Source organism: Nonomuraea sp. NPDC049646 (assembly GCF_044465525.1).
In the GTDB taxonomy this organism is placed as follows: Bacteria; Actinomycetota; Actinomycetes; order Streptosporangiales; family Streptosporangiaceae; genus Nonomuraea.
In genome coordinates this window covers 626,945-643,081 of record NZ_JBITLU010000003.1, presented here as the reverse complement: position 1 = coordinate 643,081, position 16,137 = coordinate 626,945, and the positions used below count along the sequence as shown (strand labels likewise).

General features: G+C 72.2%; 13 protein-coding genes. 5 read left to right on the top strand and 8 right to left on the bottom strand.

The features are described from left to right. The first annotated feature begins 40 nt into the window (after positions 1–40). A complete protein-coding gene (locus ACIBQ8_RS11975) occupies positions 41–2,524 on the top strand; it encodes an ATP-binding protein (protein WP_397176559.1) in 2,484 nt (827 codons plus the stop codon). 39 nt (positions 2,525–2,563) lie between these two features. On the opposite strand, the gene ACIBQ8_RS11970 is transcribed toward ACIBQ8_RS11975, so the two are convergent. Beyond that, positions 2,564–3,538, bottom strand: coding sequence for a hypothetical protein (locus ACIBQ8_RS11970; RefSeq protein ID WP_397191904.1), 975 nt, complete (start codon positions 3,536–3,538; stop codon positions 2,564–2,566). Positions 3,539–3,611: 73 nt separating this feature from the next. Between ACIBQ8_RS11970 and ACIBQ8_RS11965 the strand changes: the two genes are divergently transcribed. Continuing rightward, a complete protein-coding gene (locus ACIBQ8_RS11965; RefSeq protein WP_397176556.1) occupies positions 3,612–4,394 on the top strand; it encodes a tyrosine-protein phosphatase in 783 nt (260 codons plus the stop codon). A gap of 45 nt (positions 4,395–4,439) precedes the next feature. Here the strand turns inward: ACIBQ8_RS11965 and ACIBQ8_RS11960 are convergent, their stop codons facing one another. Together ACIBQ8_RS11960 and ACIBQ8_RS11955 are read right to left on the bottom strand one after the other, a co-directional pair. Then, complete coding sequence (locus ACIBQ8_RS11960; protein WP_397191903.1) at positions 4,440–5,480, bottom strand: Gfo/Idh/MocA family oxidoreductase; 1,041 nt, start codon at positions 5,478–5,480, stop codon at positions 4,440–4,442. 167 nt (positions 5,481–5,647) lie between these two features. After that, on the bottom strand, positions 5,648–6,547 hold the full coding sequence (locus tag ACIBQ8_RS11955) for a proteasome assembly chaperone family protein (RefSeq protein WP_397176552.1): 900 nt from the start codon (positions 6,545–6,547) through the stop codon (positions 5,648–5,650). Positions 6,548–7,164: 617 nt separating this feature from the next. On the opposite strand from ACIBQ8_RS11955, the gene ACIBQ8_RS11950 reads away from it, so the two are divergent. Next, positions 7,165–8,085 (top strand): hypothetical protein, encoded by a 921-nt coding sequence (locus ACIBQ8_RS11950; RefSeq protein WP_397176550.1) that lies wholly within the window; start codon positions 7,165–7,167, stop codon positions 8,083–8,085. A 10-nt stretch (positions 8,086–8,095) separates the two neighbouring features. Here ACIBQ8_RS11950 and ACIBQ8_RS11945 read toward each other — a convergent pair whose 3' ends face one another. Next, a complete protein-coding gene (locus ACIBQ8_RS11945; RefSeq protein WP_397176548.1) occupies positions 8,096–10,144 on the bottom strand; it encodes an ATP-binding protein in 2,049 nt (682 codons plus the stop codon). A 518-nt stretch (positions 10,145–10,662) separates the two neighbouring features. After that, the gene (locus ACIBQ8_RS11940; protein WP_397191902.1) at positions 10,663–11,043 is read right to left on the bottom strand and encodes a nuclear transport factor 2 family protein; all 381 of its coding nucleotides are present in this window, start codon (positions 11,041–11,043) and stop codon (positions 10,663–10,665) included. Positions 11,044–11,238: 195 nt separating this feature from the next. Here ACIBQ8_RS11940 and ACIBQ8_RS11935 point away from each other — a divergent pair, with 195 nt between their 5' ends. Further along, positions 11,239–11,508 (top strand): hypothetical protein, encoded by a 270-nt coding sequence (locus tag ACIBQ8_RS11935; protein ID WP_397191901.1) that lies wholly within the window; start codon positions 11,239–11,241, stop codon positions 11,506–11,508. A 146-nt stretch (positions 11,509–11,654) separates the two neighbouring features. Further along, positions 11,655–12,131: a VOC family protein gene (locus ACIBQ8_RS11930; RefSeq protein ID WP_397191900.1), complete on the top strand. Its 477-nt coding sequence runs from the start codon at positions 11,655–11,657 to the stop codon at positions 12,129–12,131. On the opposite strand, the gene ACIBQ8_RS11925 is transcribed toward ACIBQ8_RS11930, so the two are convergent. The 3 genes from ACIBQ8_RS11925 to ACIBQ8_RS11915 all read right to left on the bottom strand — a co-directional run bounded on the left by ACIBQ8_RS11925 (position 12,124) and on the right by ACIBQ8_RS11915 (position 16,091). Beyond that, positions 12,124–12,972, bottom strand: coding sequence for an ABC transporter permease subunit (locus ACIBQ8_RS11925; protein ID WP_352359061.1), 849 nt, complete (start codon positions 12,970–12,972; stop codon positions 12,124–12,126). The two genes, ACIBQ8_RS11930 and ACIBQ8_RS11925, sit on opposite strands and share 8 nt — an antisense overlap. Next, positions 12,969–15,620, bottom strand: coding sequence for a CocE/NonD family hydrolase (locus tag ACIBQ8_RS11920; protein ID WP_397191899.1), 2,652 nt, complete (start codon positions 15,618–15,620; stop codon positions 12,969–12,971). Before ACIBQ8_RS11920 ends, ACIBQ8_RS11925 begins: the two co-directional genes overlap by 4 nt. Before the next feature lie 63 nt (positions 15,621–15,683). Further along, positions 15,684–16,091, bottom strand: a complete 408-nt coding sequence (locus ACIBQ8_RS11915; RefSeq protein WP_352321529.1) for a PaaI family thioesterase — start codon at positions 16,089–16,091, stop codon at positions 15,684–15,686. Between the last annotated feature and the right edge of the window lie 46 nt (positions 16,092–16,137).

Below are 16,137 nucleotides of genomic sequence, written 5' to 3'. Positions count from 1 at the left end.
GGTGCCGGGAAACTTACCGGACAAACCGCGACGTAAGCGGGTGACATGGGCGGCGCCCGTCTCGGCGGGGCTCGCCGCCGGCGCCGCCAGCGTGCTGGCCGCCTCGCTGGAGTGGGACATCCCGCCCATGGCCAAGATCGGGGTGACGCTCGCGGCGGCGCTGCTCGTCGGCGTCACCACGTGGGCCACCACCGAGGCCACGCCCCGGCGGCGCGCCGCGCCCGCGCCCGAGCCCGGCGGGCGGCCGCCCGACCAGTGGCCGCCCGTGCCCGAGCACTTCACCGGGCGCGCCGACTCCCTCGCCACCCTGCGCGAGGTCTTCGCCGCCCGCCGCAAGTCCTCCGACCTGTCCCCGCCCCTGGTCGTCTCCGTGTACGGCCGCGGCGGCGTCGGCAAGTCGGCGCTGATGACCAGGTTCGGGCAGGAGGTCGCCGACTGGTTCCCCGACGGCCGGCTGCACGCCGACCTGCGCGGCGGCGTCGACGCCCCGGTACGCCCCGAGGAGGTGCTGATCGGCTTCCTGCGCGGCCTGGGCGTGCGCCTGGCCACCGACCCCGGCGGCCTCGACGAGCTGCGCACCCTCTGGCTGACCTGGACCAAGGGCCGCAAGATCCTCATCGGCCTCGACAACGCCCACGACGCCGCCCAGGTCAAACCGCTGATCCCGGCCGAGCCGGGCTGCGCGGTGCTGGTCACCTCGCGCTCCCCGCTGTTCCTGGACGGCACCCACGACACCCGGCTCGGCGTGTTCACCGAGGCGCACGGCGTGGAGCTGCTGGCCCGGCTGGCCGGCGGCGCGCGGGTGGTGGACGACCTGGAGTCGGCCAAGGAGATCGTCCGGCTCTGCGACCACCTGCCGCTGGCGATCAACATCTGCGGCGGCCGGCTGGCCACCCGCGAGCAGTGGACCCTGCGCGAGATGGCCGGGCGGCTGACCGACGAGCGCCGCCGTCTCGACCAGCTTGAGGTGGCCCAGGGCGTGGACAAGAGCGTGCGGGCCTCCGTGCAGCTCAGCTACGACGACTGCACCGGCATCCAGCGCCGCCTGCTGCGCCTGCTCAGCGCGCTGCCGGCGCCCGACGTGCCGGGCTGGGTGGCCGGCGAGCTGCTCGACATCTCCGGCCTCGACGGCGCCGACCAGCTCGAAGCGCTGATCGACGCCCAGCTCGCCGAGTGCTCCGGCACCGACCAGACCGGCGCGATGCGCTACCGCCTGCACGACCTGGTCCGGGTGTTCGCCGCCGAGCTGGCCGGCCAGGACGAGGAGGAGCGCCGCAGGGCCGCCGTCGAGCGCGTCCTGCACGGCTACCGCCGCCGGGCCGAGGAGGCCGCCCAGAACCGCTGGCCCCAGGACTGGAGCAAGGGCGGCCGGCGTGCCGACGCCGAGGGGCAGCTCGGGGCGGGCGACTGGCTCAACGCCGAGCGGCTGTCGCTGCTCGGCATGATCAACCTGGCCGCGCAGCTCGGGCTCTGGGAGCTGACCTGGGGGCTGTCCAGGGCGTTCTGCTCGTTGTGCCACTCGCTGCGGGCCTACTGGGCCGACTGGGCGGAGGTCGCCGACATCGGCTGCGAGGCGGGGCGGCGTACCGGCGACCGGCGCGCGCTGGCCATCGCGCTGCTGAACAGCGCGATCGTGCGCGGCGGCATGGGCCTGCGCGAGCGCGCCCTGCACGAGGCCGAGCAGGCGCTGGAGATCTTCGGCGACCTCGGCGAGACCTGGTGGGCGGCCCGCGCCATGCGCACGGTCGGCATGACGCTGATCAGCGGCGGGCACCTCGACCGCGCCCAGGACTACCTGATCGGGGCGATCAACGCGTTCAAGGGCGAGGACGACCTGTGGTGGATGGCCCGCACCCAGCGCAACCTGGCCGAGATGCGCATGGCGGAGCGCCGTCCCGAGGAGGCCCGCGACCTGCTCGAAGACGCCCTGGAGATCTTCCAGCGGGCGGGCAACCGCTACTCCGAGGCCCAGACCCTGCGCGTGTACGGCGAGGTGCTGGCCGCCCAGGCGCGCGGCGAGCGCCGGGCCGGCGACCACCGGGCCTCCGACGCCCTGTTCGTCCGGGCCGGGTTCAGCCTCGACCGGGCGGCCGAGATGTTCCGGCAGCGCGGCGAGCTGTGGGAGGAGGCCCGCTGCCTGCGCGCCGCGGGCGAGGTGGGCGATCCGGCGGGCGGTCTGCGCGAGCTGGAGTACGTCCGGCGGGCCGAGGAGATCCTGGTGGCGCTCGGCGACTCGTGGGGGGTGGCGCGCACCGCGGTGTCGGCCGGGCGCGCGCTGGCCCGGCTGGGCCGGATCGAGGAGTCCGGGCACGAGCTGCGCCGCGCCGTGCGCGGCTTCCAGGAGCTGGAGGACCGCTGGTGGATGGCCAGGAGCCTGCGCTACCTCGGCGAGGCGCACCTCGACGCGGGCGGCCCGGACGCGGCGGTCGGGCCGCTGGAGCAGGCCAGGGAGATCTACCGCAGCCTCGGCAACGAGGCGGGCATGCGCCGCACCCTGGAGCTCCTGCGGCAGGCCCGCCCCTGAGCGCCGCAGGTCATCAGGCGGGCGAGGGGGTGCCGGAGGTCAGGAGTCGCGTGAGGGGTGCCGCTGGGGGCCGGTCGTGCGGTGCGCGGCGCGGTCGTGCCCGCCGGTGCGGGGGCCGAGCGCGCCGGTGCCGTAGGCGTCGCTGAAGGGGCTTCTCAGCAGCTCGCCCGCCGCCTGCCTGGCCTGCAGCACGCTCTCCTCGAACAGCTTGCGCACGTGGGCCGCCTGGTCGGACAGCTCCCTGATGCGCTCGCGCGCCAGCTCGTCCCGTACGGTGTCGGCGAGGAGCTGCTGGTACTCGGGGGTCTTGGCGGCCAGCGCCTCCAGGCGTTTGTGCGCGTGGTACACCTTGTCGGCCTTGAGCACCTGCTTGGCGTACTTCTCCAGGTGGCGTACGCGGTGCGAGAGCGAGGTCCAGGCGGCGTCGAGGGCGCTGGTGTACGGCTTGAAGGCGTCCTCCATGCCCGGCGGCAGCTCATGGGGGATGAGCCGGCCCTGCTCGGCGTGCATCGACGACAGCCGGCGCAGCCGGTGGGCGATCTGCCAGACCTCCTCGGGCAGCGACACCTGGTTCTCCACCGAGTCGATCAGCCCGGCCTTGTGCACCTTGGAGTTGAGCACGGCCGTGGCCGCGTCCTGGGCGCGGCGCAGCAGCACCTGGCAGGGACGGTCGAGGTCCTCGGGCAGGACGTAGCGGTCGGGGTGGGCGGTGGCGAGACGTAGCCGTCGTTTCACGACCCGGTGGGAGCTGTCCAACGCCATCCACCGGATCAGGGCGATCAGCCCCATGCCGAGCCCGGCCACGAAGACGGCCTCAAGTTCGCCGGTCACGACCAGGACCATCACCAGCAGGGCCGGAAGCACGAAGAGCAGGGCGGGGCTGAAGTTGGGATCCATCCGCCTGCCGGAACGGGCCATGTGAAGGATGTGCGGGCTCGACCGCAACTCGACCGAGACGTCCGGGGGCAGCGATGGATCGATCACCAGCCGGGGAGGCAGCGCGCGTGGATCCATACGTTCATGCTGCGTTATGAACAAGGAATCCGCTCATGATTGGCCGACATATAAGGTCGAAGTAATGGATGAGATGACAAGATGGATCGATCTGGAAGGCGCCGTCAACGTACGTGACCTGGGCGAGCTTCCCACCCGTGACGGCGGGCTCACCCGCCGCGGCCGGATCTTCCGAGCCGACAACCTGCAGGGCCTCACCCCGGCGGACGTGTCGCTCCTGGTGGGCGAGCTGAACCTGCGCCATGTCGTGGACCTGCGCTCGACCGCCGAGGTCAACCTGGAGGGCCCCGGCCCGCTCACCCGGGTGCCGGAGGTGACCCACCACCACCTGACGCTGTTCGCCGAGGGCGGCAGGCACACCGACGTCGAGGCCGACTCCATCGACATCGACCGCGTGCTGCCCTGGCAGGACCGGGGCGTCGACGAGGAGCTGCGGGTGACCGGCTTCTACTTCGGCTACCTGCGCGACCGTCCGGACGCCGTCGTGGCGGCGCTGCGCGCCATGGCCCTCGACGACGGCGCCGCGCTGGTGCACTGCGCGGCGGGCAAGGACCGCACCGGCGTGCTGTCGGCGCTGGCGCTGGAGGTCGCCGGGGCCACCCGCGAGGCCATCGTGCGGGACTACGTGGCCACGGGCGAGCGCCTGGAGCTGATTCTCAAGCGCCTGCGCGCCAGCGACACCTACCGGGACGACCTCGACTCCCGCCCGGCCGACGACCACCGGCCCCGCGCCCGCTACATCGAGCAGTTCCTCAAGGTGCTGGACGACCGCTTCGACGGCCCGATGGGCTGGCTGCGCGGCCACGGCTGGACCGACGCCGACAACACCGCCCTGCGCGCCCGCCTGCGCGACTGATCGCCACGATCAGCTCAGGTGTCAGCCCGGGTGTCGGCCCGGGTGTCAGCCCAGGTGGACGACCATGCGCTGGGCGGCCGACAGGTGGGCGGCCTCGATGACGGCCAGCGTGTCGATCGAGCCGCGCGGGTCCACCGGCGGCGGCGCGCCCTCGCGCAGGGCGCGTTCCACCCCGCGGTAGAAGTCCAGGTACGCGCCCGGCTCGGTGGGAACGGGCCGGGCGTCGTCGTCGGTGCCGAGCCGCCCCCAGCGGCTCTCCTCGTCGGCGCCGAAACCGGGGGAGTCAGGGGTCAGGCCCGCCCGCAGGCGCTCCTCCTGCACGTCCATGCCGTGCTTGACGTACGCGCCCGCCGAGCCCAGCACCCGCAGCCGCGGGCCGAGCCGGGCCGCCACCGAGCTGGCCCACAGGTGGGAACGCACCCCGCCCGCGTGCCGCAGCGCGATGAACGTGTCGTCGTCGGAGGCCACGCCGGGCCGCCGCACGTCGCTCTCGCAGTAGACCTCGTGCGCCGGGCCGAACAGTTGCAGCGCCTGGTCGACCAGGTGGCTGCCCAGGTCGTAGAGCAGGCCGCCGATCTCCTCCGCGCCGCCGGTCTCCCGCCAGCCGCCCTTGGGCACCGGCCGCCAGCGCTCGAACCTCGACTCGAAGCGCAGCACGTCGCCGAGCCGCCCCTCGGCGATCAGCCGCCGCACGGTGCGGAAGTCGCCGTCCCAGCGCCGGTTCTGGAACACGGTCAGCATGACGCCGGCCTGCTCGGCCAGCCGGACCAGCTCGCGGGCCTCCTCGGCGGTGCGGGCGACCGGTTTGTCCACGACGACGGGCAGGCCCTCGGCGAGCGCGGCGGCGGCCATGCTCACGTGCGTGCGGTTGGGGGAGGCGACCACCACGAGGTCGCTGTGCTGCCACAGCTCACCCACGTCCGGGACGCCGGCCGCGCCGTACCGGTGGGCCACCTCGGCCTGCCGCTCCGGGTTGCGCGTCACGACCGCCGACAGCCGCAGGCCCGGAGTGGCGTGGACGAGCGGGGCGTGGAAGTACGCGCCCGCGGTGCCGTATCCGATCAGGCCGACCCGGATCTCGCTCATCCGCCCAGGTTATCCGGTACGGTCCGGGCCGCCTGCCGCGCGTCGTCGCGTCGGGTTCGGGCCGCCCGTCACTCGTCGTCGCGCTCGGCCCGGACCGCCTGTCACTCGTCGTCGCGCTCGGCCCGGATCGCCTGTCACTCGTCGTCGCGCTCGGCCCGGATCGCCTGTCACTCGTCGTCGCGCTCGGCCAGGAAGCGTTCGAACTGGGCGGCCAGCTCGTCGCCCGTGGGCATCTGGGTCGTCTCGGCCATCAGGTTCTCCCGCTCCGCGCCGCCCGCGAACGCGTCGTACTGCTGCTCCAGCCCGCTGATGGCGGTCGACAGCTCCGAGGACGCCTGGATCTGCTCCTCGATCTCCGCCGTCGTACGGTGGGCGGCCTCGCGCAGCGCCTCCATCGGGAACACCAGGCCGGTGCCTCGCGTCACCGCCTCCAGCCCGGTCACCGCCGCCGTCGGGTACTCCGCCTGCGACAGGTAGTGCGGCACGTGCACCGCGTACCCGACCGCGTCGTGCCCCTTCGCGCCCAGCCGCAGCTCCAGGAGCGCGGCCGCGCTCCCCGGAACCTGGACCCGGCCGAAGGCGCTGGTCTGGGAGTTGATCAGCTCGGGGCGGCTGGCGTGCATGGTGATGCCCAGCGGACGCGTGTGCGGCACCGCCATCGGGATGCCGTGCAGCGTGACGATCTTGCTCACCTTCAGCCGTTCCAGCAGCTCTCCCACCGCGCGGGTGAACAATTCCCACTCCCGGTCCGGCTCCGGGCCGCTCATCAACAGGAACGGCGTGCCCGTGGCGTCATGGGCGACATGGACGGCGAGCTCGGGGCTCTCACACTCGACCCAGCGGTCGGTGTCGAAGGTCATGATGGGCCGCCGGGACCGGTAGTCGAGCAACCGGTCCACGTCGAACGTCGCCACGACCCGGTGCTCCAGCTCGGCCAGCAGGTGGCCCAGCGCGAGGCGTCCGGCGCCGCCCGCGTCGACGAAACCGTCGAAGTGGTACAGCAAAACCGGATCAGTCAGCTCGGGCGCGTCGTCTGCGAGCCTGTAGAGATCCTTCGGGTCGAACACGGTTGGACAGCCTTTCCCTAGGTACTCTTCCCCAGAACCTATGGCGAGTCGGATCGATTCCGCGCAAGGCACCCTATCGAGGCACAATCCGGCATCCGGTCGGAGGCGGGGGTCCGCCCTGGCCGGCGCGGCGGCTCCAGGATGTCGCCCGCCGACGCCGGAGGCTGCCGTTCCGGTCAATCTCGCCATCATCAAAGGTGACATTTTGCTGATGGTGGCGACCGATCATGGTCGCGGGGAGCCCGGTGAATGATCGTCGCGTCTGAATTCGGCGCCGGCCGCGCCTGCGGCCGCGCGCGCGGGCCGCTTCCCCGGGGCGCGCTCACGCAGGAGTCGGCCGTGGTCAGAGCGCTGCCGGGGACGGGAGCCGATCAGCGGGACGGCCCCCCGTCGGCATTGGACCCAGCCTGAATGTTGGCAAATGCCCAGTTTATCCACCAGTTCCCTTGGAGGGATCCATAGTGTGAAAAAGGCATTAAAGGGCTCCAAGTTGACGAGTGTGGCCTTTTGAACAGCCGATCGTCATGCTGAAGGACGTGGCAACTTCTGCGCATTCCTTCAGTAGGCGACCGCTCCACATCCCTCCGCTGCCGTGCCCGTTCCCCAACGAGATCAACGTGCATGCCGCGGAGGTCGACGCGGAGAGCCATACGTGGCTGGCCGCCTCCAACATGCTCAAGGACGCCGACACCATCGAGCACTTCCGGCGTTCCAAGATCGGCCTGCTCGCCGCCCGGACCAACCCCGAGGTGCCGCGTGACAGCCTCCGGCTGATCAACGACTGGTACAACTGGCTCTTCGCGTTCGACGACGCCTTCTGTGAGGGTGAGCTGATGGGCCACCGGGCCTCCGCGCTCGCCCGCGCCCTGCCGCCGCTCCTGGAGATCCTGGACGACCGCAGGAAACCCGACGACGACGACCCCTTCGGGCTCGCCCTCAACGAACTCCTCCACCGCATCGTCTCCACCTCCACCCCGGCGCAGGTGGACCGGTGGCGCATCACGGTCAAGGAGTACCTGTTCGCCCAGATCTGGGAGGCGGCCAACCGCGAGGCCGACCTGATCCCCACCCCGCAGGACTACATCCTGATGCGCCGCATCACCGGAGCCACCTACACCTGCTTCGCCCTCATCGACGCCGGCGGCGGCTACCGCCTTGAGGCCGAGGAGTGGCACCATCCCGACGTACGGATGTTGTCGGACCTGGCCTGCGACCTCATCGGCTGGGACAACGACCTGCTCTCCTACGCCAAGGAGCGCGACAACGACAAGGCCCGGCACAACCTCGTCACCGTGCTGGCCACCCACCGCAACCTCAGCCTCCAGGACGCCCTCCTGGAGGTCTCCGACATGCACAACCAGGCGCTCGCCGCCTTCCTCGACCGGCGCGCCGCGCTGGAGAAGTGGGCCCCGCCGCCCGTCCGCACGTACGTCCGCGGCCTTGAGCACTGGGTGCGCGGGCACATCGAGTTCTCGCTCGGCAGCGCGCGTTACGTGCACGCGTGGCCGGAGGGCACCTGCTGGCCGCAGGCCGTGTGAGGCGCCGGGATCAGTCCTCGGCCGGGGCGTCCAGGTCGCCGAGCGCGAGCGTGGACGCCTCGTCGAGGTCGAGGCGGGCGCCGTTCTCGAAGGCGTTCTTGTAGGCCAGGTCGCCCATCATCGACTTGCAGTCCTCGACGCACGCGTCGTGGTCGTCGGTCAGGAACGGGGCGCCCATCTGCGGCAGGCCGGCCGTCCGCCAGTTCTGCTGCAACGCGCCCAGCAGCTTGGCCGCCGTCGGCGCCTGCTTGAGCGCGATGAGGATGCGCGCGGTCGTCTCCAGCACCAGCAGCGTGCCCAGCGTGTCGTGGAAGTGCCGCTTGATCCGCAGGCCCTCGCGGGCGTTGTGCAGCGCCTCGCCCGGCCTGCCGGTGGCGAGCCTCGTGCGCGACATCGCCCACTGGGCGTACGAGCTGACCCACAGCTCGCCGCGCTCCCGGCACACCTGAAGGCAGTCCTGGAGCAGCGACTCGGCCTCGAACAGCTCGCCCTGCGCCGACAACACCAGCGACAGCTCGACGATCGCGGGCAGCAGGCCCGGGTTGAGCTCCTTGTTGTCGGTGTTGAACTCGATCGCCACGCCCAGCAGCGCGCTGGCCTTCTGCAGGTCGCCCTGGAGCAGCGCGGCCGTGCCCTGCATCTTCGAGGCCAGGATCACCGCCCTTGAGTCGCCCACCCGGACGGCCTCCGTGCTGCACTGCTCGGCCGCCGCCAGCGCGCCCTCGCTGTCACCCTGCGCGCTGCGCACGTAGGACAGCACCCACAGGGCCTTGCAGCGCTCCTTGCTCGGCGAGGGGTTGGCCTCCAGCGCGCGTTCGAGGTAGAGCCGCCCCTCCCGGACGAAACCGCAGCACACCCACATGAACCACAACGACGCCAGCAGCGTGAGCGCCGAACCGCTGCGCATGGACGAGGCCAACGCGTGCTCCAGCGCGACCCGCACGTTGTCGTGCTCCTGGCGCATGCGTACGAACCAGTAGATCTGCCGCGGACCCGACCACGCGTCTTCGCTGCGCTGGGCCAGGCTCAGGTAGTACTCCAGGTGGCGCTGCCGCATCTGCTGGGCCTGGCCGAGCTTGTCCAGCCACTCCTCGCCGTACTCGGCCAGCGTGTCGATCAGCTTGTAGCGGACGCCGGAGTGGTGGCTCCTGATCATCAGGATCGACTTCTCCACCAGCCCGGTGACCAGATCGGTGATGTCCTCCGACGGCAGGCGCCCGTCGGAGCAGACGAACCTGGCCGCGTCGAGCTCGAAGTCGCCGGCGAACACCGACAGCCGCGCCCACAGCAGCCGCTCGGCGGGCTCGCACAGCTCGTGACTCCAGCCGATCGCCGCCCGCAGCGTCGCATGGCGCGGCAGCGCCGTACGGCTCGCGCCGGCCAGCAGGCTGAACCGGTCGGCCAGCAGGCCGAGGATCTGCTCGACCGACAGGGCGCGCAGCCGCACCGCCGCCAGCTCGATCGCCAGCGGGATGCCGTCGAGCCTGCGGCACAGCTCGGCCACCGCGCCGATGTTGTCCTCGTCGAGCTGGAAGTCGGGCACGACCGCCCCGGCCCGCAGCGCGAACAACTGCACCGACTCGTTGGTGAACAGGTTCTCCGCCGGGTCGTCGCCGGGCACCAGCAGCGGCGGCACCGGCACCACCTGCTCGTACGGCAGATGCAGCGACTGCCTGCTGGTGGCCAGCACCTTCAGGTTGGGCGCGGCCTCCAGCAGCTCGTGGACCAGCTCGGCGCAGCCCTGCACGAGGTGTTCGCAGGTGTCGATGATGAGCAGCATGTCGCGTTCGCCGACCCACTCCGACAGCGACTCCGACTCCGCCCGCGAGGACTGGTCGGCGATGCCGAGCGCCGAGGCGATCGTGTGCTTGACCATGCCCGCGTCCTGCAGCCGGGCCAGGTCGGCGAACCACACGCCGTCGGGGTACTGCGTGCGGACCTGGTGCGCCAGCCGCAGCACCGTGCGCGACTTGCCCACCCCGCCGATGCCCGTGACGGTCACCAGCCGGGACTCGGCGAGATGCCGCTTGAGGTTGGCGAGTAACCGGGTCCGCCCCACGAAGCTGGTGAGCTCCGCCGGTAGATTGCCTTCTCTCCGCCAGCCTGTAGGGGTGGCCATGCGCAGCCTCACGGGGGATCGGCGACACCTGCCCTGGCATCGTACCGCCGGGCGCGAGGGCTGTCCGTGGAGCCGGGAAGACGACCGGTGTTGGTTTGTACATCTCGGTAGCATGTTTTCCGTGGACGAATTTCTCCCGGAGCAGACTTCGGACGACACCGACCTCGGCTGGGGCGACTGGCGTGAAGCCGACCCCGACGCCTTCTACCTCGACAACAAGCCTCCGCACTGGGGCTGACCTGGCCGCCCGCGCCCTCCTGCGGCCGGGCGCCCGCCTTCCTGAACCCGGGCCGTTCCTGAATCGGCCCTCCTGATCCCCCTTTCCGGCCCATCGCCCTCCGGCCCGCCCTATCCCGGTACATCACCTCCTGTCGCGCCGAATCCCGCCTGCCCCATTCATGGAACCTCCGGCGCCGGGACGCCGATCGCGGAACGGGCGGAGGTCCGCTGCACGCGCCTCAGAACATCCCGGGCGGAACCCGCGCCGCCTCCGGCACCGGCTGCACCACGTCCCAGTGCTCGACGATCCGCCCGTCGGCCAGCCGCCAGATGTCGACGACGGCGACGCCGCGCGGGTCGTCGTCCGTGGTCATCAGGTGGTGCGGCACCACGTGATCGTCGTCGGCGACGACCCGCTTGAGGTCGAGCCGGGCCCGCGCCACGGGAGCCGCGCGGATGTGGGCGATGAACGCCTCCCGCCCGGAGGGGTTGCCCGGGCTGTGCTCGACGAAGTCCTCGTGCAGCAGTGTGCGGCGCACGTCGATGTCCCCGGCCGCGAACCGGGTGAAGCCGTCGAGGACCAGGCGCTTGTTGCGGGTGGTCGTGCTGCTGTCGTTCATGGGGGACACCGTCGCGGCGGACCATGCCGAGCAGTGCGATGGTGCTGCGTCTGGCCGGGCATCCGGGCGTCCCGCTGCGGGAGCGCAACCGCCTGCCGGTCGCGGCCGGTCGCGCGCCCGTCGTCCGCGAACGGCCGCCGGCGGGCCCGCACCTGGCCTCGGCGCGGAACGTCCTGGAGCAGATCCGCCCGCCAGGTGGCGCGGAGCGGCGACGCCGAGCTGAGCGCGCTGTACGAGGAGGTGCTGTCCTACGGCCTCGCGGGCAATCCACGGCCACCGGATCCGGCCGAGATCGCGCTGCCGGTCCGCATCGGCCACCGCGGAGCGGAGTTGCGTCTCGTCGACACCATCACGACGTTCGGCGCGGCCTTCGACGTCACCCTTGAGGAGATCGCCGTCGAGGCGTGCTTTCCCGCCGACGACGACACCGCCCGCTTCTTCAGGACGCCGTCCGTCCCGGCATGACCGCCCTTCCCGGATGTCTCAGACTTTTTCCAAAATTCTTCGGGACGCGTGTCGATCCGCCCCCGTCCCGTTCGACGCGTCGATGAAAGAAGGGGGACGGGCACGGACCCGCCCCCGCGACACGCCTCGAAAGGACGACCGGCGACATGCAGAAGATCACGACGTACCTGTGGTTCGACAACCAGGCCGAAGAGGCGGCCGAGTTCTACACCTCGATCTTCGCCGACTCCCGCATCCTGGACGTCCAGCGCTACCCCGAGGGCGCCCCCGGGCCTGCCGGGCAGGCCATGGTGGTCTCCTTCGAGCTGGCCGGACAGCGCTTCCTCGCCCTGAACGGCGGCCCCCAGTTCACCTTCACCGAGGCGATCTCCCTCTACGTCGACTGCGGCTCCCAGGAGGAGGTCGACGACCTGTGGACCAGGCTCACCGACGGCGGCGAGGAGTCGCAGTGCGGCTGGCTGAAGGACAGGTACGGCCTGTCGTGGCAGATCGTCCCGAGGGCGCTTCAGGAGCTGATGAGCGTGCCGGACCCGGCCGCCGCCCAGCGGGTGATGCAGGCCATGCTGGGCATGCGGAAGATCGAGATCAAGGGCCTGGAGGACGCCGCCAAGGGCGTCAGCTGACCACGTCCTTGCGCCGGAACCTGCGGAAGGCCACGGCGATGAGGATCGCGGCATAGGTGATCGACACCGAGGCGCCCTTGGCCATCCCGCTCCAGTCGAGCTCGGGGGCCAGGGCGTCCAGCCACGCGTTGTTCCAGAACGTCGGCAGGAACTCGCGCAGCGTCCCCAGCGCCTCGACCGCCTGCAGGATGGTGCACACGATCCACAGGCCCACCGCCCCGCCCACCGCGCCGAGCGGCGAGTCGGTCACCGTGGAGACCAGGAACGCCAGGGCCGCCACCACGAGCTGGCTGACCAGGGCGTAACCGATCACGATGCCGAACCGGGGCAGCACGTCGAGCGCCGGGATCGTCTCGCCGGTGCCGGGCACCTGGATGTCGTGCCAGCCGAACGCGACCGTGCCGGCCAGCAGCGCCATCAGCGGCAGGCAGATCACCGCCGCCGCCGAGAAGCCGAGCGCCACGATCAGCTTCTGGCGCAGCAGGCGGTCGCGGGGGACCGGCGCGGCCAGCAGGTAACGCAACGACGACCAGTTGGCCTCGGCGGCCACCGTGTCGCCGCAGAACAGGGCGACCGCCACCACCAGCAGGAAGCTCGCCGACACCGACAGGGCGAACGCCGCGAAGTTCAGGCCGCTCGCGGTGGCCAGGTCGCTGATCCGCACCGACGACTGCCCCTGGTTGCCCGACTGCGGCCCGAACTGGAACGCGATCACCAGCACCCACGGCAACGCCAGCAGCAGCCCGAACATGACCAGCGTCCGCCGCCGCTTGAACTGCCTGACGATCTCCACGCGCAGCGGCAGCGTGCGGCGCGGCGCGTAGCCGGGCGCGGCGGTCATGATCTGTCTCCGATGAGGTCGAGGAACACGTCTTCCAGGCGCGGGCCGCCGTGCCCGTTGCCGTTGCCCGCCGCCGAGCTCAGCAGCCGCGACACGGGCCCGGTGGAGACCAGCCGGCCGCGGTGCATGACGACCACGTGACTGCAGGTCTGCTCCACCTCCGCCAGCATGTGGCTGGAGACGATGACGGTACGGCCGTCGCGCGCGTAGCGCTTGAGCACCTCGCGCATCTCCCGGATCTGGGGCGGGTCGAGACCGTTGGTGGGCTCGTCGAGCACCAGCAGGTCGGGCAGGCCGAGCATGGCCTGGGCGATGGCCAGCCGCTGGCGCATGCCCTGGGAGTAGGTGCGCACCGCGCGGTCGAGCGCCTTGCCCAGGCCCGCGATCTCCAGCGCCTCCTCGAAGTGGGCGTCGGCGGCGGGACGGCCGGTGGCGGCCCAGTAGAGCTCGATGTTGTCGCGACCGGACAGGTGGGGCAGGAAGCCGGGGCCCTCCACGAACGAGCCCAGCCTGGACAACACGGGCGCGCCTGGCGTGACGGGGTCGCCGAAGATCCGGATCTCGCCGGAGTCGGGGCGGATCAGGCCCATCATCATCCGCATCGTGGTCGTCTTGCCGGCGCCGTTGGGACCGAGGAGGCCGAGGACCTGGCCCTGCTCGACCCGGAACGACAGCCCGTCGACGGCCCGCTCGCCGTTGCGGTACGCCTTGGTCAGCCCGACGATCTCCAACGGCACCTCACGCCCGCCGTCACCGCCGGGCGTCCGCGACGCCGGATCGCCGTCACCGCCCGGCGCCTGCGACGCCGGGTCGTCGTCCGCGCTCGCGCCGGTCTTCCCAGCCGGGCGGCGGCCCGCGGGACGGCCGGTGGCCAGGAGGACGGCGGCGGCGAGAACGGCGGCCAGCGGCATCGCCCACACCCACCAGGCCACCCCGGTCGGCGGCGCGGCGAGCGTGCGGACCGTGGGCACGGCCAGCGCGGGCGAGGCCAGGGAGACGCCGAACGCGGCGGGCTCGGCCGGGGTCGCGAACCCCATGTCCGTCGTGGTCACGACCAGCCGCAACCGGTGGCCCACGGCGAACCGGTGGTCGACGGCCGGCAGGGTCACCGTGGCCTCGGCCGACCCGGCGCCCTCGGGGATCGTGACCCGGAACGGCGCCACCAGCCCCGCGGGCAGCGCCGGCGGCTGGACGGCGTCGGCGACGTCGTAGAGCTTGGCGAACAGGGTCGCCTGGCCCTTGCCCGACACCTTGACCTTGACCGTGGGGCTGCCGGTGAGCTGGAGCGGGGCGGTGAGCGGCGGCGACTCGAACGCCGCGCTCTGGCCCGGCATGTCGATGGACAGACCCGCGCCGCCGCCCTGGCCGCTCAGCAGCCCTCCGACGCCGGGGACGGTCGAGATCGAGGCGGGGGCGCCGCCGGGCGGGTTGACGACGTTCTGCTCGGGGCCGGTGAGCTGCACCGTGGCGGTGTCGGTGCCGGAGAGGCCGGGGTAGGCGGCGGCCTCGGGGTGGAGCCTGATGCGCTGGCGGGTGCCGGGGTCGCGGCCGCCGTCACGGGTGACGGTGAACGCGCTCACCGCGGGCGCGGCCTCGCGCTTGAGATGGCGGGCGAACCAGGCCGAGGACTGGTCGTAGAGCCAGTCGGCCTCGCCGTTGCCGCCGTCGTGGCCGCCGTCGAACCAGGCCATGCTCACCGGCGTGCCGGCGGCGGCGATGGCCCTGGCGTTGGCGTCGGCGTGGGCGAGCGGGAACAGGGAGTCGCGCTGGCCCTGCAGGAGCAGGGTGGGCGCCTTGATCCGGCCGGCCACGGTGACCGGGCTGGATCTGCGCAGCAGCGCGACGGCCTCGGGCGTGGCCCGGCCGGATTCGGCGACCTGCTGGTAGATGTCGCAGATCGCCGGCAGGAAGCGGCCGCACCTGGCCTGCTCGACGGTGAGCGGGGCGGCGGCCTCGCGGCGGGACTGGGCGGCGAAGGTGTCGAGGGAGACGCCCTGGCCGAAGAAGATGCCCGCCCACATGCGCTTGAAGACGCCGTCGGCCACGCCCTGCCCGATCGCGGCCTGGGCGCCCGGCCCGGTGGCGGATCCGCCGGCGGCGTTGGGGAAGAGGGCGTCGGCCAGGTCGGCCCAGGTGATCTGCGGGACGATGGCGTCGACGCGCTGGTCGTAGGCGGCGGCCATCAGGGCGATGGCGCCGCCGTACGAGCCGCCCGTGATGCCCACGCGAGGGTCGCCGGCGGTGTCGAGCTGCACCTCGGGCCGCTTGGCCAGCCAGTCGAGGAGCTGCCTGACGTCTTTGACCTCGTAGTCGGGCGAGTTGAGCGCGATCTCGCCCGTGGAGCGGCCGAAACCGCGCGCGGACCAGGTCAGCACGGCGTAGCCGTCCTGGGCCAGGCGCGCGGCCTGCTGGCGGACGCTCTGCTTGCTGCCGCCGAACCCGTGGGCGACCAGCACGGCGGGCGCCTTCCCGCCGCCGGCGGGCGGGAAGAAGGTGGCGTCGAGCTCCACCCGCTGGTCGTCGGCGGGCCCGTCGACGACCGTGATCCGCTGGTCCTGACCGCGCGCCTGCGCGGCCGACGGCCACACCAGCCACGTCGTCACCCCGATGACGGCGAGCACCGCGACCAGCGCGGCCACACGTTTCATGGCGGTGAGCCTACTTTCCGCACCTGAGAGATCCCTGAGACGGCCGTCGCCGGGCGGCCGTCGTCAGCCGAGGATCGCGTAGACGGTCGAGGCGTGCGCGGCCGGGTCGCCGTCGCCGTCGGGCGTCAGCGTGACCTCCGAGAAGGCCAGCGAGCGCCCCAGCTTGGTGACGCGCACGTCGAGCAGCACGTCGCGGCCCACCACCGGCCGCTGGAACGTGGTCGACTGCTGCACGGTGGTCATCGGCACGAACCCGCCCCTGGCGGAGGAGATCGCGACGACGGTGGCGGTGTCGGCGGCGGCCATCATCGCCTGGCCGCACAACCCGCCGCCTTCCCTGGCCAGGGAGTCGGACCAGGGGAGCCGGACGACGGCGTGGCGCTCGCCCACCTCCTCCACCCGCAGCCCGAGCTCCTGGATCCAGGGAGCGAAGTATTGACGGAGAATCGCCTGTGCGTCTTCTGGAGTCACGCGCTCATCATGCACGCTGGAGGGCATGGCGGAGGAGCGGAGCGAG

Bases quoted from the DNA above. Each gene is read 5' to 3' on its own strand.
- ACIBQ8_RS11940 (WP_397191902.1), bottom strand. From the start codon at position 11,043: ATGAACGACAGCAGCACGACCACCCGCAACAAGCGCCTGGTCCTCGAC.
- ACIBQ8_RS11930 (WP_397191900.1), top strand. From the start codon at position 11,655: ATGCAGAAGATCACGACGTACCTGTGGTTCGACAACCAGGCCGAAGAG.
- ACIBQ8_RS11925 (WP_352359061.1), bottom strand. From the start codon at position 12,972: ATGACCGCCGCGCCCGGCTACGCGCCGCGCCGCACGCTGCCGCTGCGC.
- ACIBQ8_RS11970 (WP_397191904.1), bottom strand. From the start codon at position 3,538: ATGGATCCACGCGCGCTGCCTCCCCGGCTGGTGATCGATCCATCGCTG.
- ACIBQ8_RS11920 (WP_397191899.1), bottom strand. From the start codon at position 15,620: ATGAAACGTGTGGCCGCGCTGGTCGCGGTGCTCGCCGTCATCGGGGTG.
- ACIBQ8_RS11960 (WP_397191903.1), bottom strand. From the start codon at position 5,480: ATGAGCGAGATCCGGGTCGGCCTGATCGGATACGGCACCGCGGGCGCG.
- ACIBQ8_RS11965 (WP_397176556.1), top strand. From the start codon at position 3,612: ATGACAAGATGGATCGATCTGGAAGGCGCCGTCAACGTACGTGACCTG.